Below are 22,154 nucleotides of genomic sequence, written 5' to 3' on the forward strand. Positions count from 1 at the left end.
TAGGGTTGAGGCTGAGATTATTTAAGGTTGAGATTTAGGATATGGCTATCATTGGGACAGGGAATGTTTATGTTTTAAAAGATTGAGATATTTTAAGTATTTTTGAGATGAAAAATTTTAATTAAAACAGACTTTTAGTCTTAATCATAAATAATGAAACTTATAGGGCCTTTTAAGCAGGTTGTAACGCTTGCCAATCTTCCGTTAAGAGGAAAATTATCTGACGAACAATTAGAAATTATTACTGATGGAGGAATTTTAGTAAATAACAACAAAATTCAGAGTGTTGGAAATTTCGAAGAATTAAAATCTGAAAATCAAAATATAGAGATAGAGACTATTGAAGGCGAACAAATTGTTCTTCCCGCTTTTGTAGATTCTCACACCCATATTTGTTTTGGTGGAAATCGTGCGAATGATTTTGCAATGAGAAATGCAGGAAAAACATATTTAGAAATTGCTGAAAGTGGAGGTGGAATCTGGAGTTCTGTTCAACATACAAGAAGTGCTTCTGAAGAAGAATTATTAAAAACTTTATTAGAAAGAATTGATTTTCTGATCTCATTAGGAATTACCACAATTGAAGTAAAAAGCGGATATGGTCTTGATGTAGAAAACGAACTGAAAATGCTTCGAATGATCAAAAAAGCACAGAAGCAGACTAAAGCGACTTTAGTTCCGACTTGTCTTTCTGCCCATTTGAAACCAAGAGATTTTGAAGGTAGCAATCAGGAATATTTAAATTATATCATTACCGAAATTTTACCAAAAGTAAAAGAAGAAGGATTAGCAAAACGTGTTGATATTTTCATTGAAAAGTCAGCATTTCAACCTGAAGAAAGTAAAGATTTCTTGCTTAAAACTAAAGACTTAGGTTTTGAAATTACAGTTCATGCAGATCAATTTACCCCCGGAAGTTCAAGAATTGCGGTTGAAGTTGGTGCTAAATCTGCAGACCATTTGGAAGCTACAATTGATGAAGATATTGAGTTTTTGGCTCAATCAAATACGGTTGCAACAGCTCTTCCTGGTGCAAGTTTAGGATTAGGCGAAAAATTTACTCCGGCCAGAAAATTATTGGATGCAGGAGCAATTTTAGCCATTGCAAGTGACTGGAATCCCGGTTCTGCACCGATGGGAAATTTAATTACTCAAGCTTCAATTTTAGCAACTTTTGAAAAATTAACAACAGCAGAAGTTTTAGCGGGAATGACTTTCCGTTCGGCATTTGCTCTTGGCTTGGAAGATAGGGGAAGATTAGAAAACGGTTTGAAAGCAGATTTTGTAACTTTTAAAACAAATAACTTCCAAAATGTTTTGTATAATCAAGGAAGTTTGAACGCTGAAAATATTTATATTGACGGAAATAAAATTTAAAATAACCAACCATACACATTGTCATTTTGTAAGAAGCTAAATTAACCAAATCGAGTTTTTTATCAACATGACAGCAACACACAAATTATTAAAAAAATGAGCAATATTTGGCAAGGTAGATTTGACGGAGAAGAAGCTCTTTTCCACAGAATATTTCAGAGAGTAAGAGAAGAAAGCAATTACGATAGTATTTCAACTAATGATTTCGTTTTACACGGTTTTGCCGTAGACGAGGGCGTTCGAAGAAATAAAGGAAGATTGGGAGCAAAAGATGCTCCGGACGTTATCAGAAAAAATATGTCTAATTTTCCTGTGATTCTTCCTGACTTTTCATTACTTGATTTTGGAAATATCACCTGTGAGGACGGGAATTTAGAAAACACTCAAAATAACCTTGCAAAAAATGTCTCGAAAGTTCTTTTAAAAGGTGGAAAATCGCTTGTTTTAGGTGGCGGACATGAAGTGACTTATGCCCATTATCTAGGTGTAAAAACGGCTTTTCCTGAACAAAAAATAGGTATTATTAATATTGATGCTCATTTTGATAACAGACAACCTGAAAATGGAGTAGGACCGAGCTCAGGAACGGGATTTTGGCAAATCGCTCAGGAAGGTGAAATCAATTCTTTACACATTGGAATTCAGAGAAATTCAAATACACTTAAATTATTTGATACAGCTCATCAATACGGAATGAAATATATTCTTGCAGATGAATTATTCTTTGAAAATCTTTCGTCAATTTATCAAAGAATTGATGATTTATTAAATGAAGTCGATTTTGCTTATCTCACCATTTGTATGGATGTTTTTAACGCTTCCATTGCACCAGGAGTTTCAGCTGCGGCATACAACGGAATCTTTGCTGATGCTGCTTTTATGCATTTTTACAGACATATTTTAAAGAACCCAAAATTGATTGCATTAGATGTTGCTGAAGTTAATCCGAGCCATGATATTCAGGATAGAACGGCAAGGTTAGCGTCTTGTCTGATGAACGAATGGTTTATGGTATGACATAACTAATATATTCAATAGAAAAAATCATTATTTTATTTAATCTAAAGGAACTAAATTTGTTGCTTTGATCATGCTTTTAAGAGAAAAGCATTTATAAATTCATTATTTGAATTTAAATTGAGAATTACGTTATGGAACAATTAATTGAAAACAAGCTTATTAAAGCTGACTTGGCTTTTTCGAGTTGGAAAAAGGTGTCGTTTGAGGAAAGACAAGGATTAATCAGAAAGGCTGCTGAAATTTTAAAGAATAATTCTGAAAAATTTGGTACAATCATTACCACAGAAATGAACAAACCGATTTCACAATCAATTGCTGAGGTGGAGAAATGTGCTTTAATGATGAATTATTATGCTGATGCAGAAAATATTTTAAAACCAGAAAAAATTGATTCTGAATTTACGTATTCTGAAGTTCATTATGCTCCAAAAGGAGTGATTTTAGGAGTAATGCCTTGGAATTTTCCTTTCTGGCAGGTCTTGAGATTTGCTGTTCCTGCAATTTTGGCGGGAAATACGGTTGTTCTGAAACATGCTTCAATTTGTTTCGGAAGCGGAAATGCTATTGAACAAGTTTTATTGGAGGCAGGTTTTCCGGAAGGTATTTTTCAAAATCTGGAAGTTGGACATACAGAAGTAAAAGGAATTCTTGAACATGATATAGTAAAAGGAGTAAGTCTTACGGGTAGCGGAAAAGCCGGAGGTGAAGTAGCTTCAATAGCAGGTTTAAATATCAAAAAATCTTTACTTGAACTAGGCGGAAGTGATGCTTTTATTATTTTTGAGGATGCTGATTTTGATAAAGCTGCAAAAGAAGGAGTGAAATCAAGACTTCAAAATTGTGGACAAACTTGTACTGCCGCAAAAAGATTTATTATTGATGAGAAAATTGAAGATGAGTTTCTTCCGAAATTCATCGAAGAATATAAAAAATACATTCCTGCAAATCCAATGGATAAAGAAACCTTGATCGGCGGGATGGCAAGACCTGATCTAGCAGATGATTTGGAAAATCAATTCAAAAAAGCTTTAGAAAACGGAGCAGAAATTATTATTCCGTTAGAGAGAATTTCTGATACTGAATTTAATCCCGGATTGATCAGAGTTCAGGAAGGAAACCCTATTCTTCAGGAAGAATTATTTGGCCCGCTTGGAATGATTATGACTTTTAAAAATGACGATGAAGCTTTACAAATGGCAAATGATATTCCTTTCGGACTTTCTAACTCTGTTTGGACGAATAATAAAGAACGTCAATTATTTTTCATTGAAAACTTAGACTCAGGAACGGTAAATATCAACAGAATGACAAGTTCTGACCCGCGTTTTCCTTTTGGAGGAACAAAGGCTTCAGGATATGGAACAGAGCTTTCATTGCATGCTTTAAAAGAGTTTGTGACTGCTAAAACGATTGTGGGAAATTAATCTTTTAAATGATTATATTTTTCAGATATAAAACAAAAAAACTCTCGAAAATATCGAGAGTTTTTAATTTTTGTATGATTGAGATTAAACCGTAGTTAATCTTAATGTATTCGTTTTACCACCTTCGTAAGATGGAGTAGCGTTGATGTTGATTACGAAATCTCCGGTTTCAATATAACCGTGATTATGTGTCAACATATTTACTTGAATAATTGTTTCATCCGTTGGCTTTTTCATATCGTAATAATAAGCACGAACTCCCCAAAGTAGGTTCAACATCGTGATTACTCTTTTGTTTCCACTGTAAACAATGATATGAGAGTTGGGTCTGTGTGCAGAAAGTTGGAAAGCCGTATATCCTGAATGCGTTAAAGTAACAATCGCTGAAACGTTTGTTGTTTTTGCAATTCTAACTGCCGCAAGACATACTCTGTTTGTGATGAATCTCTCATCAATACAATTGTAGTCTTTTTCCATTGGCTCGTTTTTGTTTTGATAAAAGCTTGTTTTTTCGATATTCAAGACAATTTTAGTCATATTTTCAACAACCTGTACAGGATATCTACCCACAGAAGTTTCCCCTGAAAGCATTACCGCATCAGCACCGTCCAATACAGAGTTAGCAACATCGTTTACTTCCGCTCTTGTTGGAGTTAAACTGTTGATCATCGTCTCCATCATTTGAGTAGCGATAATAACAGGCTTAGAATAGAATCTCGCTTTTTCAACCAAGTTTTTCTGGATTGCAGGAACTTCTTCCATAGGAACTTCTACACCTAGATCCCCACGAGCAACCATCAAACCGTCGCATTCCAATAGAATTTCGTCGATATTTTTAACACCTTCTGGTTTTTCAATTTTAGCAATAATCGGCGTTTTGAATTTTCCGTTTGGATGCTTTTTGATAAGTTCTTTTAAGTCGATAATATCTTGTGCGTGACGAACGAATGACAAAGCGATCCAGTCAACCTCCATGTCTAGCATGAAATTAGCATCCTGAATATCTTTTTCCGTCAAAGCTGGAAGAGAAACGTTCGTATTAGGAAGGTTAACTCCTTTTTTAGAACTCAAAGGTCCTCCTTGAATTGTTTTTGCTTTTACTGTATCTATTTTGTTGGTCTCAATAACCTCCAACATTAGTTTTCCGTCATCAATAAGGATTTTTTCACCAACATTTACATCCTGAGGAAACTGTTGGTAAGTCATATAAACCTTAGTAGAATCTCCTTCTATCTTTTCGTTGGTAAAAGTAAGAATGTCTCCAGGATTAAGATAAGAACCTTCTTTTACAACCCCAACTCTTAATTTAGGACCTTGTAGATCTCCTAAAATACTTACAGAATATCCGTGTTCTTTATTAAGCTCTCTAATAGTATCAATATTAGTACGAACAAGATCGTAATCTGCGTGTGAAAAATTTATTCTAAAAACGTCAACACCTGCTCTCATAAGTCCTAGCATAACTTCTTTCGATGATGAAGCCGGCCCAAGTGTTGCGATAATTTTTGTCTTCTTTAAATGCTTATTCATAATACTGGATAATTTGATAAAGTTCTTCCTCAGAACTTAGTGTATAATCTTGAATTGGAAAAACAAGATTTTCAGGGAGCAAAATTACGGAAAAATCAGGAAACTGTTCCGAACTATGTAGAATATATTCTACATCTACCTGATTATTTAATAAAAATTTAATATTCTCTTCTTCTGTAAAGAGCTCAGTTTGTAATTTTTTTTGTCTACTTTCTGATGATCTGTTGGAGATGAAAGTAAAGCAAGTCTTTGTAAACTTGTGGTATGCCTCAAATCTTGGAAAATGATAATCAAAATACGCCCCATGAAGGATCACATCTTTCTTTCTTGAAAAAGTAAGATCGTTATTTTGATTTATTTTAAAAAAAAACTCATAATCGGGTATATTTTTCGCTAATCTTACCAATCCTATGGCAATATCTTCAAATTCTATATCGTCTAGATCATAAAGTTTTTGGATTTCCAAGTATATTTTCTTTTTTGTTTAAAATATAAAATGCCCTCTGCGCTGCCTTCTCTTCTGCTTTCTTTTTGGAAGTTTCCGTGGCATTGGCAATCTTCTCTTCTCCAAGCCAAACATGGCATCGGAAGACGATCGCTTTATTTACCTGGATTTCCTCACAAGTTTCGTACCTTATATTTAATTTCTTTTTTTGACTCCATTCGAGCAGAAGACCTTTATAGCTTACAATCTTATTTTCAAGTTTATTTATTTCGGATGGTGTTAAAAGTCTTTCCAAGATGATCTTTTTACAGGTATCATAATGAAAGTCCAGATAGACAGCACCGATTAACGCTTCAAATAAATTTCCGGAGATATTTTCACCTAAAGCAACAGAATTTTGTTTCAGCAAAAGGTCTGTAAGTTTTAAGTTTTCACCTAATTTATTAAGATTCTTCCTATTAACAATCTTAGATTTCATTTGTGTTAAATATCCTTCATTAGCTTGAGGATAAGCTTGAAACAAATGACAAGAAATAATTGTACCCAAAACAGAATCTCCCAAAAATTCAAGTCTTTCGTAATTGCTGTCTTGATTTTTTGAAGAGCTTTTTAAAGAAAAAGCTTCACGGTAAAGAGCAACATTTTTTACCTCAGCACCTAACACCTTATTCAGATGAGTACTAAGGAAAGAATCTCTTTCCGATAATTTTTTTCTTTTTTTGAGAAGGAATTTAGAAATGTATTTCTTTAACTCCATTCAGTAAATTTAGATTTTCGTAAATAGAACGCAAGCATTGTGCCCACCAAATCCAAAAGTATTACTCATGGCTACTTTTACGTCTTTCTTCGCAGCTTCGTTAAATGTAAAATTAAGTCTGCTGTCGATCTTTTCATCATCAGTAAAATGGTTGATGGTTGGAGGAACGATACCATGAATAATAGTTCCTAACACAGCAATAGCCTCAATAACTCCGGCTGCACCCAAAAGGTGACCCGTCATTGATTTTGTAGAATTGATCTGAATGTCATAAGCATGCTCTCCCAATAATTTTGAGATTGCGCTAGATTCTGCAACGTCTCCTAATGGAGTAGATGTACCATGCATGTTGATATGATCTACTTCATCAGCAGTTAGCCCTGCATCTTCCAAGCAATTTTTCATTACTAAATAAGCGCCTAAACCTTCAGGATGTGGTGCCGTCATGTGATGTGCATCTGCACTCATACCGCCACCTTTCAATTCTGCATAGATTGTTGCTCCACGTTTTACCGCATGCTCATATTCTTCAAGGATAATAGTTCCTGCACCTTCACCTAATACAAATCCATCTCTGTCTTTATCAAAAGGTCTTGAAGCTGTTTTTGGACTATCATTTCTTGTTGAAAGAGCCATCATAGCATTAAATCCGCCAACACCACTTGCTGTAACGGCAGCTTCAGAGCCTCCGCATACAATCACGTCTGCTTTTCCTAGTTGGATCAGCATTTTTGAATCAATAATGGCATTCGCAGATGAAGCACAAGCAGAAACAGTAGTATAATTCGGTCCGTGGAAACCATACTCAATAGAGATGTGTCCAGGAGTAATATCCGCTATCATTTTAGGAATAAAGAAAGGGTTAAATCTCGGAATATCCGTATTTGCCCAACCCAAAACTTCTGTTTCAAATGTCTCTAAACCTCCGATTCCGGAACCCCAAATTACGCCGACTCTGTTTTTGTCTACATTGTCTTCCATTATTCTAGAATGTGCAACTGCCTCTCTGGCAGCTACCATTCCAAGTTGTGTATTTCGGTCCATTTTCTTTGCTTCTTTCTTGTCGAAATGTTGCAATGGATCGAAGCCTTTCACTTCGCAAGCGAACTTTGTTTTGAAGTTTGTGGCATCAAAAAGAGTAATCGGAGCAGCACCGCTCTCACCTTTAAGAAGATTTTCCCAGTATTCTTTTGCATTATTTCCAATTGGTGTTATTGCGCCAAAACCGGTTACAACTACTCTTTTTAATTCCATAAACTTGTTAAATTTTCTTTTTGTTGAAGAGAATATTATTTATTTACTACTTCTTCGATATAAGCGATAGCGTGCCCTACAGTAGTAATTTTTTCAGCTTGATCATCAGGGATTTGAATGTTAAATTCTTTTTCAAATTCCATAATTAGTTCAACTGTATCCAATGAGTCAGCTCCTAAATCGTTAGTGAAGCTAGCTTCAGGAGTTACTTCTGTTTCTTCAACGTCAAGCTTATCAGCGATGATAGCTTTTACTCTTGATGCAATGTCTGACATAGTAAATTATTTTTTTAATTGTTAGATTCTGCAAATATATAAAATTCTTTACGATAAAACATTTTTTTAGTCTTTTTTGTGGGTAGACTATCCGTATTTTATGGTTCGGAGATTTAGTCTTTTCGTTTTCAGTGGGTTATATTTTAATATTTTCAAAGGTTATATTATTAAATAAATGTCATGTCTCATCTATCTGTAGCGTTGATTTGGTTTTTGGGCTGAAAACAGGGCGATATGGTTTTAAAATATTCTAAGAAGTGCAATTTTAGATCATATTAATATTTATTAAAACTTTATTAAAGTGTATTTTTTTTTCTTGGATGACTCTTTTAACAAAGCATAATTGAGCTTTTTAACAAACTACAATGGTCTTGATTTGATGGAAATTTGTATCAATAAAATTAGATACAATGAAAAATGTTTGGTTCATAACAGGAAGCTCAAAAGGTTTAGGAAAAAGCCTTGTTGAAGCAGTATTATTACAAGGAGATTTTGTAGTTGCAACGGCAAGAAATCCTGAACAATTAAAATATTTATCTGAACAATATCCCAATCAGTTGCTGACTTTAAAGTTGGATGTACAGGTAAAAGAACAGATTTATTCTGCGGTGGAGGAAGCCATCAATCATTTCGGAAGAATTGACGTTTTAGTGAATAATGCAGGTTTCGGAATCACTGGTGCGGCTGAAGCTTTTACAGGTGAACAAGTTAGAAATCAGCTTGAAGTTAATCTTTTTGCACCAATTGAAGTCACGAGAGCGGTCTTGCCACATATGCGTAAACAAGGTTCCGGACGTATTTTGCAAATAAGTTCTGTTGGTGGAAGAGTAGGGAATGCCGGACTTTCTATTTATCAGGCTGCAAAATTCGGTCTTGCAGGATTTTCAGAGTCATTGGGTAAAGAAGTTTCTCCTTTGGGAATAAAAGTAACTTCGGTTGAACCTGGTGGTTTCCGTACCGATTGGGCTGGTGCTTCGATGAGTTTTGCAAAAGATGTTGAAGGCTATGAAGCTACTGTTGGTAGGATAAAAGAACATTTAACCTCAGGAAAGTTTCTTCCGATGGGCGATCCTGCAAAAGCGGCAAAAGTGATGGTTGATTTGGTGGATCATCCGAATCCGCCTGTGCATTTGGTTTTAGGTAGTGAAGCTGCCGCCATTTTAAAAATTGCCGATCAAAACAGAAAAGAAGAATTTGAAAAATGGCTGGATGTTACCGTTTCAACGGATCATGATGAAGCAGAGAATATTTTTGAGTCTGAATATGGAAAACAATATTTAGCTCATAAAGGAATTAATTTAGAATAATAATATTTCAATGATGGGGTTTGCGTTGATTTTCAGCAACCTCATCGTTGATTTTAATTATATTTGTATTAGATGAAATCTACAAGAGAAAATTTAGGAAATATTGTTTACTCCTGCTACAGTCAGTTGAGCAGGCAGGGTGAGCATTTTGTTTCTGATCATGTTTTGAGCTATCAAATTGCGGGAGATCTGACGTTTAATGATGGAATTAATGATTATTCGGCGACTGATGGTTCGATACGTTTTTTAAGAAGAAATCAATTATTAAAATTCACGAAAATTCCTCCTGCTAATGGAGATTTCAAATCGTTGTCAATTTATCTCGATCAGCAAATATTAAAAGATTTTAGCTTGGAATATGGTTTGACTTGTGAAAAGAAGCAATTGAGCCAACCATTATTATTGATCAACGAAAATGTTTTGTTTAAAAATTTTATGGAATCTTTGTTGGTTTATCAATTATCAGATCAGCTTTCGGATAAACGTTTGGTAGAATTAAAAATAAAAGAATTACTCATTTTGTTGCTTCAATATGATCCGGAATTAAAAAATATTTTGTTTGATTTTAATGAACCTGGTAAGATTAATATCGAAGCTTTTATGAATAAAAATTATCACTTTAATGTCAATTTAGACCGTTTCGCTTATCTAACTGGAAGAAGCTTGGCGACTTTTAAACGTGATTTTGAAAAAGTTTTTAACGCCACACCTGGAAAATGGCTGCTTCAAAAAAGGCTTCAGGAAGCTCATTATCTTTTAGAAAAAGGAAAAATGGCGTCAGATATTTATATGGATCTGGGTTTTGAAGATCTTTCTCATTTTTCATTTGTATTTAAAAAACAATACGGGTTATCGCCGAGTAAAATATTATCTTAAATATCATCATCGTCATTAAATAAATGTCGAAAATATAATTCCGGAGTATCAAGAAAGTTTTTCGTTATCTGATAATGCTCGGTATCTTTATAATGAATAGGCTCAAGGTTATTATCTAAAGAATAAACAGTTGCGCCCGGATAACTTAATAAAATAGGAGAGTGGGTTGCGATAATAAATTGTGCTTTTCCAGTTTTTTCCAACTTATTAATTATGGATAATAGTGCAAGCTGACGCTGTGGTGAAAGAGCAGATTCAGGCTCATCCAAGATATAAATGCCTTTGTCAAAATGATTGTGAAATAATGCTAAAAATGCCTCACCGTGAGATTGTTTGTGCAATGATTTTCCACCATAGGCATCCAAAATACGGGCGTCACTTTCGGCGACTTCATCGATATAGGTTGCAAAGTTGAAAAAACTTTCGGCTCGCATAAAAAATCCCTGATTTATTTTTGTTTTCCATGATAAAGTGAGAAAATCGGATAATGTATTTTCTGTTTTATGAAAGTCGTAATTGTGATTTCTGTTGCCGCCAGATAGATTAAAATCGCATTTATCTGCGATACTTTCCATTAAAGTTGATTTTCCGGTTCCGTTTTCACCAACAAAGAAAGTGACATTGGTTTTTAATTTTAAATCCAATCCATTTTTAAAAATAGGAAGATCGAAAGGGAATTCTTTTGGATGGTTGTCTTTTAAATAAATTCGTGATAAATAGGTCATTTTATTTTGAAGTTAATATTTTTTAATGAATGTATATCTAATAAAAATGTGCCAAAATATAAGCAAAATGTTATTTTTATAGTAATAATTGAATGTAGTTAATTAAATATTAATAATAGAATGCTTGTTTAATTGTCGTATATTGATAAAAATGTCTATTAATACTTTATAAAATAAGTTGTAAACATTCATAATTTTAAAAATAATATAAAATGAAAAATGTTTACATAGGTGGAAGTAACGAGCAACTTGATTTTTCCATAAAACCTATTAGCATTGCGTATTTGATCTTGGTACATCGTTTACCCGATCAATTCAAAAGACTTTTTACTGCAATTTACGAACCTTCCAATTTCTATCTTATTCATATTGATAAAAAAGCAAGTCTGGAAATCGGCGAAGAAGTCGCAACTTTTTTGGAAAAATATCCGAATGTGCACATTCTTAAAAGTGAAAATGTAATTTGGGGAGGGTACAGTATGGTTCAGGCTGAACTAGATGGAATGAATTATCTCCTGAATATGGATGAAAAATGGGACTATTTCATTAATCTAAGCGGACAAGATTATCCTTTGAAGTCACAAAAGATCATCAAAGATTTTTTATCTAAAAACAATGGTAAAAGTTATATAAAATTTGCCGATCAGGAAAAAGTGAGACCTGAAACTATGAACAGGATCGAAAATTATTTTGAAGAATCCGAGGATAATATCTCAGATAAGACTCATAAAAGAGAGTTTATGAAAGATGTAATTCCTTATATCGGAGGACAATGGATGATTTTAACAAGAGGTTGCTGTGAGTTTATCTGTAATAGTGTTGAAGTGAAAAAATTTGAAGATTATTATCTCAATACTCTTATTGCTGACGAATCTTTTTTTCAAACTGTTTTGATGAATACTTCGTTTAATGGAATTTTAGTTGATGATGATAAAAGAGCGATTATCTGGATTCCCGATGGAGATATTAAATTACGCCCAAAAACTTTCACGGGAACTGATTTAGATTTTCTACAAAAAGGGGGTCATCTGTTTGCCAGAAAGTTTGATGATAATGTGGACGATAAGATAATTAATAGTATTGAGCTTCAATATAATGAGCCTTTTAAAACATTGGTGAAAGTAACTGATGTGAAAAGTATCAGTAAAAGCGTAAATCATCTTAATTAAATAGTAATGCTGTTTTTAAGGTAAGTGTAAAAGTTTAGTTTCGTATTTTATATTAGCTTTGATCAATTTTGGTCAAAGCTTTTTTTTATTGTGAAATGGGAAGTTAATAAAAAACGTTGCAAAATATTTTAATTATATTTCACAACGTTTTTGTGGAGTTGGAGGGATTCGAACCCTCGTCCAAACAAGCAATACATAAGATTTCTACATGCCCGAAGACAAATCAGACCCATTGTTTTAGGCTTATCTTTTAGAGTTCGGATACAATTTTGGGAACAATTTTGAATCGAAAATTTATGGCATCAGTTAGTTTTTTTACAAGAGGTAAAGTTGAAAACAAGATTAGTACAATCTGGGTACGGTTAAGAGATAAGGGGGTAGATGTAAAAGTCCCTCTCCCACACTTAAAATGTAAACCCAAAGATTGGAAAAATGGAAAATGTGTGATAAGTTCACGAAATGTGAACAATGAGTTAGTTGAATTGAATATTGAGCTTATCAGGCTGGAAACAAAAATAATTTCAGATTATACCAACTACAAACCTGAAATAGATTTAAAGGGTTGGCTTGAGGTAACAGTGAGCCCCCAAAAAGCTATTTCAGAAATGAATGAACCACAATCTGACAACATACTTTTATTTATAGATGACTATATTAGTTTGAAGAAGGATGTAGTAAGTGAGTCAACCATTAAGAAAGCAAACGTTGTTAAGCAGTTGATAAAGCGTTATTGTGAAGACCTAAGAGCTAGAAAGAAAACCTTTAAACATTTGAAGTTTTCTGATTTAGATAATTCTTTCAGAGTGGATTTTGAAAAGTATTGTCTAAGAGAGAACTATAAAACATCTACTACTTATAGAAATCTTAAATTTTTGAAAATGATTTGTAAGGTTGCTGAGTCTCTTGACATACAGGTACACAAGCACGCTTTTCTATGGAAATTTGATATAGAGAAAGCATCTAGAAATGTCCCGAAGTCTGTCTATCTTACTTTTGATGAGCTAGACAAAATAGAAAGAACAGAGATGCCAAGTGAATACTTGGATAATGCTAGGGATTGGTTGTTGATAGCTTGCTATACAGGACAGAGAGTTAGTGATTATTTGAGGTTCAATTCCAGTATGGTTGTACAAGATGATGAAAATCAATCTTACATAGAGTTTAATCAAGTCAAAACGGGAACTAAGATGCAAATTCCACTACTACAAAAAGTACAAAATATTTTGCTGAAAAGAGGAGGTGAATTTCCACGCAAGATTTCTGATGTAAACCTTAATCTATACATTAAAGATGTTTGTGAGTTGGCGACTATAGATGAGGTTTTGTACAATGGAAAGGTTATGACAATTGAGAGAGAGGGGTTGCCAAGAATCACCAGAAAAGTTTTTGGTAACTATCCAAAGTATCAACTTGTAACTTCTCACATTGGAAGAAAAAGCTTTGCTACGAACTTCTATGAAAAGATTCCTATTACTTACTTGTTAAATTTTACTGGACATAAAACAGAGAGACAACTTCTTACATACATAAGTAAGACAGATGTAGAGAAAGCGAAATCAACAGCAAAAATTTTTAAAAGTCTGGGCTTTTAGGAAACTTTAAGGCTGGGTGAATAAAATGAACAGTTAATGAGGTTGTCTCAAAAGGTAAATTACTATTCTGAGAATCTTCTAAACGAGGATTCCAAGAGAGTTGCTTTTGAGACAGTTTCTTTAAAATTATACCGTTTTAAATATCCAACAAATCTTCGGTACCTTCTTGTTCTGAGATTATATACTTTTCGTAAAAGCTAAGTTGCTCCTTGAAATAATCGTAGTAGGATGAGCATGCTGATATAATCAAGGATTTTTCAAAAAATTTAACAACAATAGGGTTGGCTAAATCTGATTGCAGTATTTTACACATTGTGATATCTTCGCCAATAAATTCTTTTGTTGTTGATTTTTCTTTTAGTAATGAAAGCATTTCTGTTGATTCTTTTAATATTGTATCCACCTTACTAAAGCTGATGTCAGGATGAACATTGTTGATTAAGAAATCAATAACAGGGCTATTACTGCCACTCATGCCTTCCAGTTTGAATGAATATTCTTTTACGTAAGTACCTGTAAATAGTAATTCATACTCCAAAATTTTAAAAATCTCTAATGTTTTTTCTAAACCAGTATTTAAATCACGATTAAAATTGAAATTTGGATTTTCAAAAATTAAAAGGTTTAAAAAGTTTATGTTATCTAATTCAAAACATAAATTGTAAAAGTTTGAATTGCCACCATACGAATTTTCTACTAGTGCATCAAGCTTTTTAGTATATACATCTTTTTTTTGACTGTAATCTAAGGACTTTATTAGTGAAGCTGCAAAATATTCTTGTAATGATTTGTGGGGAAAAGTATATGATGTTCCGTCTTTGATAAGCATAGATAAGGATACGCTTAAATCATAAATTACTTTTTCTAAATCCGAAGTTCCATTAATCTTGGTATCAATTATACGTTGAATATTATTTTTTAAATAATCTAAATCAAAAGTATATGAGCCAGTGAATAAAGAAATGTATGAGAACCAACATAAAATCTTTTCTAATTCTTCATTTTTTAAGCCAGACTGTCTTTCGTGTTGCCAACCACCAGATTTTGAAAAAGAATCATGTCTAGTACACAAGGTATCAAAAACATTCCAATAAAATTTACTTCTTTTTTTAGGCAATTCTGGATAGTTTTTAAATGTAAAAATGAACATCGATAGAAGCAATGGACTTGACAAGTAGTGTCTAAAATCATTATTTACAGGATTTTCAATCTCTTCTAGAATTTTTTTTCCTAATTGCCTATCATACTTATCTAGTTGTAGTTTCACAAATTTCTTAATGTCAGTGCTTTTTAAAGCCCCAATTGAATAATTGTCGAACCTTTGTAAGGATTCAACTCCAGCTCCAGGGCGTGATGTAATTAAAAATTTATTATTACTGTATCTGTCTACGAACTGCTCTATGTCTCGGGTGATTTTCTCCTTGTGTTGTGAAAATATTTCATCGTAACCATCTATTATAAAGATGAAATTGCCTTCACTTAGAATTTTTTCAGTTATCTTATCACTAGGTGAAATATTATTATTTGTGATAATTTTTGTAACTAACTCTTCAATGTTGCTATCTGATGTATTGAGTTGTCTTAGCTCAATCAGTATGGGTACTGATTTGCTACTTTCAACACAAGACATGAAAATATGTTTCGTGAGCATACTTTTGCCACTACCAGCATTTCCAGAAATTGTAACAAATCTTTTTTCTTCTATTAGCTCAATTATATCTTTAACTGGCTTTTTAGCGGAGGTAACAATAGATACAGGGTAGAATACATCGTAAAATGGAATCCTAATATCTCTATGTATGAATGTTTTAATCTTTGAAAACTTTTCCAAATAGTTATCAATATATTCAACTAAACCGTTTTGATATAGAAATATATATTCATCTCCATACTCCTTGGCTTTTTTAAAAAGAGGTTCTTTAAGTGCATTTATTAAAGCAATTCCAGCAGTAGCAAATCCCATAATACTTATTAGTTTGATTAAGATGCAATTTAACAATTCTTTTTTTAGTCAGGTTGATTACTCAACAAGCTAGACATCTAAATAAATTGAATTTAAAGGTGGAAAACAACGGGTTTTTTATAAACTATAGTTGACTTTCATTCCATTAAAATTCTTCCATGTACCTTGAAATCGTTCGGCTAGAAATTATATATTTATATTTTTCTTCTAGAGTTATGCTAATTAACTCTGCTAATCTGTTTTTAGAAAAATCGACTCCTTGGTTAGTATACTCGATGAAAAGAGATTTGACTAACTTTTTTATCTCTTCTTTACTAGTATTGCTATTAATGATAAATTCGTCTTTTCTGATATCTTTTGAATCAGTAATCGAGAGATTCTTAATTTCTCTTTGCATTTCATTCAGCTTTTCTAGAATGTATTGATTTTCTGAAACAGTTTTGGTGTCTAATTCTTTAATAACAAATTTACCAAAGTCCTGTAGATACATGGAGTGATTAGCTTCCTTTGATTTTTTAAAGGTAGCTTTTAGTTTTTCAAATAAATCCTTTTTAAATTCTTCAATTGATGAAAAGCGTAAGTCCTTTCGATAATTAACATGTTCTACAGGACTAGTATCGAATGAATAACCAGTTTCATTATCTTTTATAATTACTGTTGCTTTATCAAATGCAAATCTTAATCCTAATTCAAACATAACATTTGGATTTTTTGAACTGACATCACAAATCACTATGTCATCATAGAATACATTTTGTACAATAGTTTTTTGAATTACATGTGTCTCTTCGCTTTCACTGACAAGTCTGGTTCTAAATCCAGCATCTTCAGCTACAGATGTTATAATTTTTTTGACTTCTTTCCAATGCCCTGGTGGGTAGCCCTCAGTGTCGGCAATTGGCATTATTAAACCACATACTGGACGATTGTCTTCTTTCTGGTTTGCTTTCTCTTGTGCGTTGTTATCATTTTCTAATTCGTCACTCTTTTTGGTCATGGTTAGATGTTTATAAAAACAAATATAATTAAAATACTTATGTAAGAATCTATAGATGAAAAGTAAGAAGAATGGAATAAAAATTCTCATCATGTAATTTTCATAATAACTTTAAATAAAATTTTAATGTGACATGTTTTGTCGTTACCCTATCCTACATTTGGATAAAATTAATTGATATGAAAAAAAAGAATTTAATTAAAGGTCTTGATTTATTGGAATATCAAAGAAATCTTTAAGCTGAATTTTTAAAGCTGTACAAAGTACAATGGCAGTCTTAAAGGTGATGTTGGTTCTGCCATTTTCAATTCTGGAAATAGCAGTTTTTTCCAAATCACATAGAGATGCTAAATCAGTCAAAGAATACCCTTTGGATTCTCTGATGCTTTTAAGCCTCTCTCCCAGATTCTTTTGATAGGATGTAAATTTGTTAGGGTCTATTGACATTGATGTCAATATTATCTTTTATATTTGCTCGGTGGGTAAACATTAATGTTTACTGTGATGGGAAACTGTTTTTACTTTTGTAGAAATTTTTGTAAAATTGCAACCACCAAAACACACGAATTATTAATATCTATGATGAAAAAATTACAAGTTTTGAGCTTGTTGTCTCTAAGTTTATATGGAGTTGGGCAGATTCCCAATTTTCCCACTTCTCAAGCTCCCAATCCAAATAGTCTGGGTAACTTTTCCAATCCAAACTATGGAAGCCCAGCAAGGTCAAACGTTCCCTCTGTTCCTCATGCTGGTTTACAAAGCCAAAGAAACTCACAGATAGACCAGCAAAACCAGAAAATGGTTCAGGAGGATTTTAAGAGAGTAGCTCAGGAGCAGGAAGCCAGAAGTAAACAGGAAGAATACACCAGACAACAAACCTTAGAACATTCATTTTATAACCTTCCATCTTTGTCAAGTAAGGCAGCAACACAAGCCTATTATGATGCTTACACTCAATTAGCATCACTTAATACTGAAAACTACCTTATAAGTGAAGCCAATTTCATTGTGGAAAATGCTTACTATGGAGGTAAACAAAACTACAATCAGTTTAAATCTGGAATTCAGAAAACTGCAAAACAACTCTTGCAGAAAATGAAGGAAAGAAAACAAGATACAGAAAGCAATACAGATAAAAATCTGATGGTGTTTGAATACTTCTCTAAAGACATGAAACTGGGAGGAGTTCAGCACAAAGCTATCAAATATGATTTTGAGGATTACATGGGTCAAAAAGACCATTCAAAGATGTTTGTTTCCAAACTGTTAAAAACAGGCTCAGGACAATGCCATTCCATGCCTTTGTTGTATTTGATGTTGGCAGAAGAAATGAATACAGAAGCCTCTTTAGCTTATGCACCTAATCATACTTACATTAAGTTTTTAGATGAAGAGGGAGAATGGCAGAATGCAGAGCTTACCAATGGCATTTTTACAGCCAATTCATTAATTCTGGAATCAGGTTATATAAAATCAGAAGCTTTACAGAATGACATTTACATGAAAAGCCTGAGTAAAAAAGAATTGTTAGCCCAGTTCTATGCAGATTTAGCCAATGGGTATGCTCATAAGTATGGTATGGATGAGTTTGTGGGAAAAACTTTGGATAAAGCACTTGAATACTCACCCAATAACATTTATGCCAATCAGCTTAAATCCATGTATCAACAGGCAAGATTGACTTATGTAGCCAGTCAATTAGGAATTAAAGACCTTGAAAATCCAGAGGAACTTCAAAACATTAGATTTTATCCTAAAGCATTGGCTTTACTACAAGAGACCAAAGCCCAGTTTAACAACATTGATAACTTAGGATTTGTAATGATGCCAGAGGGAGCTTACGAGCAGTGGCTGGGTAATATGAAAGGTGAAGCTAACAGACAGAAAAGTGAAGAACTTGCTGAAAGAATGAGACAGGTTAATGCTGAAAAACAAAAGCAAAAACTACAGGAAGCCCAGAAACAAAAGAAAAAAGAATCTGACCAGTCTAAGGAGAAAGCCCAGTATTTCCCAATAGACCCAAAACATTTATAATGAAAAGACATTTACTATATAGAACCTTATTCCTATCTCTACTATTTTTATTGATGAGTGCTGGAACTGGAACAGTTAAGGCACAAAATAACCAGTTTTATAACGAAGCCTATCAAACCATAGACAACATGCTGAATGACAAACAGCAGTACAGCTTCAAAGAGGCTGTTTTTAGTGTGGAAAATGCTTACTATCAGGGTAAGTTGGACACAGACAAATTAAATCAAGAAATAGCCTTTTTAAAAGGCTTTGCCAATGCTATTGTTCAGAGTAGAGATTTAACCTATAAACAATCAGACAAAGACAAAGTAAGCAAGTATGCAGCAGTCTATTCCATCATGTGCCAGACCCTGCCCATTGCTATTAAAGATACAGTAATCCAGTACAAACCTTTCAACTATGATTTTGAGGATGTATTCGGTCATAAAGACATTACCAATTTATTTGTATCTAAACTTCTGGCTACCAAAAAAGGGAACTGTAATTCTATGCCTTATCTGTACAAAATTTTAGCTGAGGAATTGGGAGTAGAAGCCAATCTGGCATTAGCACCGAACCATGTTTATATCAAGCATCAAATCAAATCTGATGGTTGGTATAATACAGAGCTTACAAGTGGGATATTTCCACAGGATTCATGGTTAATGGCTTCGGGATTCATTCATTTGGATGCTATCAAAAATGGGGTGTTTATGAAGGCACTGAACAATAAAGAAAGTCTTGCTCTATGCTTGTTTGATTTAGCACAAGCATACAACAGAAATTTTCCTGATAATGATGGAGAATTTGTATTAAAAGCTATAAACAGAGCCTTAGAAGTTTATCCTAACTTTGCTAAAGCCTTAATTCTGAAAGCTGAAACTCACAAAGAACAGTTTGAAATGCTTATGGATAAACAGAATTTGAGTTCCACTAATCCTGAAAACATAAAAAAGGCTCAACAAGACCCAAAAGCCAAAGAACTCATGGAGTTAATGACAAAAGAATACACTCACATCTATGAGATTGGTTACAGGCAAATGCCAGAGGAAATGTATCTGGATTGGTTAGTTTCTTTAAGAACGGAAAGAGAAAAATACGAGAATAAAAAATTATTAAATAACTTTACGAAATAACAAATGACCATGAAAAGAATTTTATTGACTGGTTTTGTACTTATAGCAGGATTTACACAAGCACAGGAAAAAAGTAAATCTCACACTAAACTCAAAGCAGAGAAACCTTTTGTAAACCCTGTAAAACTTACTAAAGAGGAAAGAAACAGACCTTATATGGATGAGGTTTTAAAATCCAGAGACCCTTTAACTCCAGAGGAAGCAGAAAGGAGAAGAAAGAACATTGAGGCTGGAAACCCATTTAAGAAATATGGTTACTATCCCAAAGTAGCTACTTTAAGCAAAGGAAAGTACTTGGAATTCCATGACAAGGATTCTATTGTAAGTATTGGCTCTGTAAGATTCAACAGAAAGACCAAAGAGATTGTTGAGTTCAGGGAGATAGATTTAAGTGACCCAGATGCGCAACCGTACTTAGATACTGCGGGCAGATGGTTCTCTCCTGACCCGTTAAGTGAGGAATATTCAAGCTGGTCACCTTATAACATGGTTATGAATAACCCAATAAAGAACATTGACCCTGATGGAAGAGGTGTTCTTGACAACTTCCAGTTACTTCAAAACGGACAGGTTAAGCTTATAGAGAAGACTGATGATAAAACTGATACTTTATTTGCATCAGATAAGAAAGGTAACGTGGATAAAAGTAATAGTGTGACAGTTGAAAAAGGTATTGTAGGTCAGTTACAATACTATAGAGATGGAAATACATCAGATAGCTATCCAGCCTATCACCAAGCTATAAAAGAAAGTACGGAATCTACCCAAAATGATATGTCTAAGTTATTTGATTTCTCAGCCAAAAATTCTACAGTTGAATTTTCATTGACTGACTTTAAAATAAACGATAAAAAATTTATCTCTCTACAAACGTACAACTCGGACGAAAGGTCACCAGGTATGAATCAAATTGGTGTTGCAGAAGGAAGTGAAATAAAACTGAAACATAATCATCCGAGCAAAGATACTTATGATAGCAGTTTTACAGAAATAAACTCTATGGGCTTTAAAGAACAAAATGGAAGAACAAAAATTTCTGGGGATTATTATAACGTAAGGGGAAATGGTAGTGGCAAACCAATCAATTACAAATATCAAACTTATTTTCCAAAATCAGGAAATCTATATAATGTTACACCTACAGGAATTAAGCTTGCTAGGTAAATAAACAATAATTTAAGATTCAGAATAATGAAAATTACAATAATTTTTGCTTTTATTTTTTTCTTGTTTACTTCATGTGAAGAGAAAAAAAACAATACGGATTTAAATGATAATTTATATAACGTTCTTATAGATTACCAGAAAAAAAATCCTTTTAAAGAGGTACCTGAAAATTCAATGTATGTTTATGAAGTTTATTTTTATCAGGATAGCACTCTATCTGTCTCACTTAGTCCGATTGGAGTTAATCTTGAAGAGAAGAATCCTTATGGCATTTATAAAGATGAAACTTTAAAAGCCACATACATTATTGATAAAAACAGAATTGGAAAAAATCTTGTAAAGAAATACATTCAAAGAGATTTGGATAAGTTTGTTTTAAAAGACTTTGTAATAAATGATGCAATGTATCCAGAATATATTTATAAAATCAAAGGGGAAAATCTAATATTTAAAGACTCTATAAGGGGGAATGTTCACAGGTAAATAGGACTAAATATAAACCTACTATTTGTTTTTAATAAAATACTGATATTTAAATTGTTAACGTGTGAAATATCGAATATATTGTCTTACAAGATAAAAAAAAAGAATAACTTCTCTCAAAAAATGGGAGAAGTTATTGTTTTCAGGAATATAGTTAAATGCTTACACCTCGATTTTTGTTTATTTTTTGAACATCAAAAAGTGATGAAAAATTGATGAAATTTCAATCTGCCTTTTGTAATAAGAAGTGTGATGAATATCAGCAACTTAAATGGAAAACAAAGCCTCTAAGTCGTTACAATGCATATAGTGATATTAAAAATTTCCTCTAAAAATGAGGAAATTATTTTTTTCAGAAATACCGTAGACAAGCTACGTCTGTTTCTTTTCTTATTTAAGAAATTATTTTTCCGTAATTGGACGTAAAGCTTTGCTGCGAATCTCTATGAAAACATTCCCAATACTTATTTGCTAAATTTTACTGAACACAACCAATTACTAACATGTATCAGTAAGATTGATGATGGAGAAAGCAAAAGCTAAAATTTCTAAAAGTATGGGCTTTTAAATTGGTTTTATATTTATGGAATCCCATAATATTATCAAGTACAAAATTTTGTAACTTGTGAAGTTAAATGCAATTA

General features: G+C 32.9%; 20 protein-coding genes. 11 read left to right on the forward strand and 9 right to left on the reverse strand.

What is annotated here, in order from left to right:
- Positions 1-153 precede the first annotated feature (153 nt).
- The 3 genes from hutI to A0O34_RS11850 all read left to right on the forward strand — a co-directional run bounded on the left by hutI (position 154) and on the right by A0O34_RS11850 (position 3,821).
- Positions 154-1,377, forward strand: a complete 1,224-nt coding sequence (gene hutI / locus A0O34_RS11840) for an imidazolonepropionase (RefSeq protein WP_066754867.1) — start codon at positions 154-156, stop codon at positions 1,375-1,377.
- Positions 1,378-1,473: 96 nt separating this feature from the next.
- A complete protein-coding gene (gene hutG, locus A0O34_RS11845) occupies positions 1,474-2,394 on the forward strand; it encodes a formimidoylglutamase (RefSeq protein ID WP_066754874.1) in 921 nt (306 codons plus the stop codon).
- 134 nt (positions 2,395-2,528) lie between these two features.
- On the forward strand, positions 2,529-3,821 hold the full coding sequence (locus A0O34_RS11850) for an aldehyde dehydrogenase family protein (protein WP_066754876.1): 1,293 nt from the start codon (positions 2,529-2,531) through the stop codon (positions 3,819-3,821).
- Positions 3,822-3,905: 84 nt separating this feature from the next.
- On the opposite strand, the gene pyk is transcribed toward A0O34_RS11850, so the two are convergent.
- Genes pyk through A0O34_RS11875 form a run of 5 tightly spaced genes read right to left on the reverse strand, consistent with a single transcriptional unit; the run spans position 3,906 to position 8,082 of the window.
- Complete coding sequence (gene pyk, locus A0O34_RS11855; RefSeq protein ID WP_066754878.1) at positions 3,906-5,351, reverse strand: pyruvate kinase; 1,446 nt, start codon at positions 5,349-5,351, stop codon at positions 3,906-3,908.
- On the reverse strand, positions 5,344-5,817 hold the full coding sequence (locus A0O34_RS11860) for an IPExxxVDY family protein (RefSeq protein WP_066754880.1): 474 nt from the start codon (positions 5,815-5,817) through the stop codon (positions 5,344-5,346). Before A0O34_RS11860 ends, pyk begins: the two co-directional genes overlap by 8 nt.
- Positions 5,795-6,553 (reverse strand): ribonuclease III, encoded by a 759-nt coding sequence (gene rnc / locus A0O34_RS11865; protein ID WP_066754884.1) that lies wholly within the window; start codon positions 6,551-6,553, stop codon positions 5,795-5,797. Before rnc ends, A0O34_RS11860 begins: the two co-directional genes overlap by 23 nt.
- A gap of 9 nt (positions 6,554-6,562) precedes the next feature.
- The gene (fabF, locus tag A0O34_RS11870; RefSeq protein ID WP_066754885.1) at positions 6,563-7,807 is read right to left on the reverse strand and encodes a beta-ketoacyl-ACP synthase II; all 1,245 of its coding nucleotides are present in this window, start codon (positions 7,805-7,807) and stop codon (positions 6,563-6,565) included.
- Positions 7,808-7,842: 35 nt separating this feature from the next.
- Positions 7,843-8,082: an acyl carrier protein gene (locus A0O34_RS11875; protein ID WP_002976354.1), complete on the reverse strand. Its 240-nt coding sequence runs from the start codon at positions 8,080-8,082 to the stop codon at positions 7,843-7,845.
- 410 nt (positions 8,083-8,492) lie between these two features.
- Between A0O34_RS11875 and A0O34_RS11880 the strand changes: the two genes are divergently transcribed.
- Entirely contained in the window at positions 8,493-9,389 is an 897-nt protein-coding gene (locus tag A0O34_RS11880; RefSeq protein ID WP_066754886.1) for an oxidoreductase, read from the forward strand.
- Between the two features lie 72 nt (positions 9,390-9,461).
- The gene (locus A0O34_RS11885) at positions 9,462-10,265 is read left to right on the forward strand and encodes a helix-turn-helix domain-containing protein (RefSeq protein ID WP_066754887.1); all 804 of its coding nucleotides are present in this window, start codon (positions 9,462-9,464) and stop codon (positions 10,263-10,265) included.
- Here the strand turns inward: A0O34_RS11885 and A0O34_RS11890 are convergent.
- Entirely contained in the window at positions 10,262-10,990 is a 729-nt protein-coding gene (locus A0O34_RS11890; RefSeq protein WP_066754888.1) for an AAA family ATPase, read from the reverse strand. The genes A0O34_RS11885 and A0O34_RS11890 overlap by 4 nt on opposite strands.
- A gap of 212 nt (positions 10,991-11,202) precedes the next feature.
- Between A0O34_RS11890 and A0O34_RS11895 the strand changes: the two genes are divergently transcribed.
- On the forward strand, positions 11,203-12,159 hold the full coding sequence (locus tag A0O34_RS11895) for a beta-1,6-N-acetylglucosaminyltransferase (RefSeq protein ID WP_066754889.1): 957 nt from the start codon (positions 11,203-11,205) through the stop codon (positions 12,157-12,159).
- Positions 12,160-12,455: 296 nt separating this feature from the next.
- Positions 12,456-13,751: a phage integrase SAM-like domain-containing protein gene (locus A0O34_RS11900; protein ID WP_066754890.1), complete on the forward strand. Its 1,296-nt coding sequence runs from the start codon at positions 12,456-12,458 to the stop codon at positions 13,749-13,751.
- Between the two features lie 136 nt (positions 13,752-13,887).
- Here the strand turns inward: A0O34_RS11900 and A0O34_RS11905 are convergent, their stop codons facing one another.
- The 3 genes from A0O34_RS11905 to A0O34_RS11915 all read right to left on the reverse strand — a co-directional run bounded on the left by A0O34_RS11905 (position 13,888) and on the right by A0O34_RS11915 (position 17,158).
- Positions 13,888-15,714 (reverse strand): NACHT domain-containing protein, encoded by a 1,827-nt coding sequence (locus tag A0O34_RS11905; protein ID WP_066754892.1) that lies wholly within the window; start codon positions 15,712-15,714, stop codon positions 13,888-13,890.
- Positions 15,715-15,859: 145 nt separating this feature from the next.
- Positions 15,860-16,711, reverse strand: a complete 852-nt coding sequence (locus tag A0O34_RS11910; RefSeq protein WP_066754894.1) for a hypothetical protein — start codon at positions 16,709-16,711, stop codon at positions 15,860-15,862.
- A gap of 198 nt (positions 16,712-16,909) precedes the next feature.
- A complete protein-coding gene (locus A0O34_RS11915; RefSeq protein ID WP_066754897.1) occupies positions 16,910-17,158 on the reverse strand; it encodes a helix-turn-helix domain-containing protein in 249 nt (82 codons plus the stop codon).
- Between the two features lie 135 nt (positions 17,159-17,293).
- On the opposite strand from A0O34_RS11915, the gene A0O34_RS11920 reads away from it, so the two are divergent.
- The 4 genes from A0O34_RS11920 to A0O34_RS11935 are packed head-to-tail and all read left to right on the forward strand — an operon-like array spanning position 17,294 to position 21,510.
- Positions 17,294-18,745 carry a hypothetical protein gene (locus A0O34_RS11920; protein WP_157886008.1) on the forward strand — a complete coding sequence of 484 codons (1,452 nt, stop codon included), beginning with the start codon at positions 17,294-17,296 and terminating at the stop codon, positions 18,743-18,745.
- Positions 18,745-19,860: a hypothetical protein gene (locus tag A0O34_RS11925; protein WP_066754901.1), complete on the forward strand. Its 1,116-nt coding sequence runs from the start codon at positions 18,745-18,747 to the stop codon at positions 19,858-19,860. Before A0O34_RS11920 ends, A0O34_RS11925 begins: the two co-directional genes overlap by 1 nt.
- Positions 19,861-19,869: 9 nt before the next feature.
- Complete coding sequence (locus A0O34_RS22350) at positions 19,870-21,024, forward strand: RHS repeat-associated core domain-containing protein (protein ID WP_066754903.1); 1,155 nt, start codon at positions 19,870-19,872, stop codon at positions 21,022-21,024.
- Positions 21,025-21,051: 27 nt separating this feature from the next.
- A complete protein-coding gene (locus A0O34_RS11935; protein WP_066754905.1) occupies positions 21,052-21,510 on the forward strand; it encodes a hypothetical protein in 459 nt (152 codons plus the stop codon).
- The last annotated feature ends 644 nt before the right edge of the window (positions 21,511-22,154 follow it).

Source organism: Chryseobacterium glaciei, assembly GCF_001648155.1.
In the GTDB taxonomy this organism is placed as follows: domain Bacteria; phylum Bacteroidota; class Bacteroidia; order Flavobacteriales; family Weeksellaceae; genus Chryseobacterium; species Chryseobacterium glaciei.

What these genes read in the sequence shown, in the direction of transcription:
- A0O34_RS11910 (WP_066754894.1), bottom strand. Translation starts at nt 16,711, where the DNA reads ATGACCAAAAAGAGTGACGAATTAGAAAATGATAACAACGCACAAGAG.
- A0O34_RS11850 (WP_066754876.1), top strand. Translation starts at nt 2,529, where the DNA reads ATGGAACAATTAATTGAAAACAAGCTTATTAAAGCTGACTTGGCTTTT.
- A0O34_RS11880 (WP_066754886.1), top strand. Translation starts at nt 8,493, where the DNA reads ATGAAAAATGTTTGGTTCATAACAGGAAGCTCAAAAGGTTTAGGAAAA.
- A0O34_RS11875 (WP_002976354.1), bottom strand. Translation starts at nt 8,082, where the DNA reads ATGTCAGACATTGCATCAAGAGTAAAAGCTATCATCGCTGATAAGCTT.
- A0O34_RS11905 (WP_066754892.1), bottom strand. Translation starts at nt 15,714, where the DNA reads ATGGGATTTGCTACTGCTGGAATTGCTTTAATAAATGCACTTAAAGAA.
- fabF (WP_066754885.1), bottom strand. Translation starts at nt 7,807, where the DNA reads ATGGAATTAAAAAGAGTAGTTGTAACCGGTTTTGGCGCAATAACACCA.
- A0O34_RS11885 (WP_066754887.1), top strand. Translation starts at nt 9,462, where the DNA reads ATGAAATCTACAAGAGAAAATTTAGGAAATATTGTTTACTCCTGCTAC.
- A0O34_RS22350 (WP_066754903.1), top strand. Translation starts at nt 19,870, where the DNA reads ATGAAAAGAATTTTATTGACTGGTTTTGTACTTATAGCAGGATTTACA.
- A0O34_RS11895 (WP_066754889.1), top strand. Translation starts at nt 11,203, where the DNA reads ATGAAAAATGTTTACATAGGTGGAAGTAACGAGCAACTTGATTTTTCC.
- hutG (WP_066754874.1), top strand. Translation starts at nt 1,474, where the DNA reads ATGAGCAATATTTGGCAAGGTAGATTTGACGGAGAAGAAGCTCTTTTC.
- A0O34_RS11900 (WP_066754890.1), top strand. Translation starts at nt 12,456, where the DNA reads ATGGCATCAGTTAGTTTTTTTACAAGAGGTAAAGTTGAAAACAAGATT.
- A0O34_RS11925 (WP_066754901.1), top strand. Translation starts at nt 18,745, where the DNA reads ATGAAAAGACATTTACTATATAGAACCTTATTCCTATCTCTACTATTT.
- rnc (WP_066754884.1), bottom strand. Translation starts at nt 6,553, where the DNA reads ATGGAGTTAAAGAAATACATTTCTAAATTCCTTCTCAAAAAAAGAAAA.
- hutI (WP_066754867.1), top strand. Translation starts at nt 154, where the DNA reads ATGAAACTTATAGGGCCTTTTAAGCAGGTTGTAACGCTTGCCAATCTT.
- A0O34_RS11890 (WP_066754888.1), bottom strand. Translation starts at nt 10,990, where the DNA reads ATGACCTATTTATCACGAATTTATTTAAAAGACAACCATCCAAAAGAA.
- A0O34_RS11920 (WP_157886008.1), top strand. Translation starts at nt 17,294, where the DNA reads ATGAAAAAATTACAAGTTTTGAGCTTGTTGTCTCTAAGTTTATATGGA.
- A0O34_RS11935 (WP_066754905.1), top strand. Translation starts at nt 21,052, where the DNA reads ATGAAAATTACAATAATTTTTGCTTTTATTTTTTTCTTGTTTACTTCA.
- A0O34_RS11915 (WP_066754897.1), bottom strand. Translation starts at nt 17,158, where the DNA reads ATGTCAATAGACCCTAACAAATTTACATCCTATCAAAAGAATCTGGGA.
- pyk (WP_066754878.1), bottom strand. Translation starts at nt 5,351, where the DNA reads ATGAATAAGCATTTAAAGAAGACAAAAATTATCGCAACACTTGGGCCG.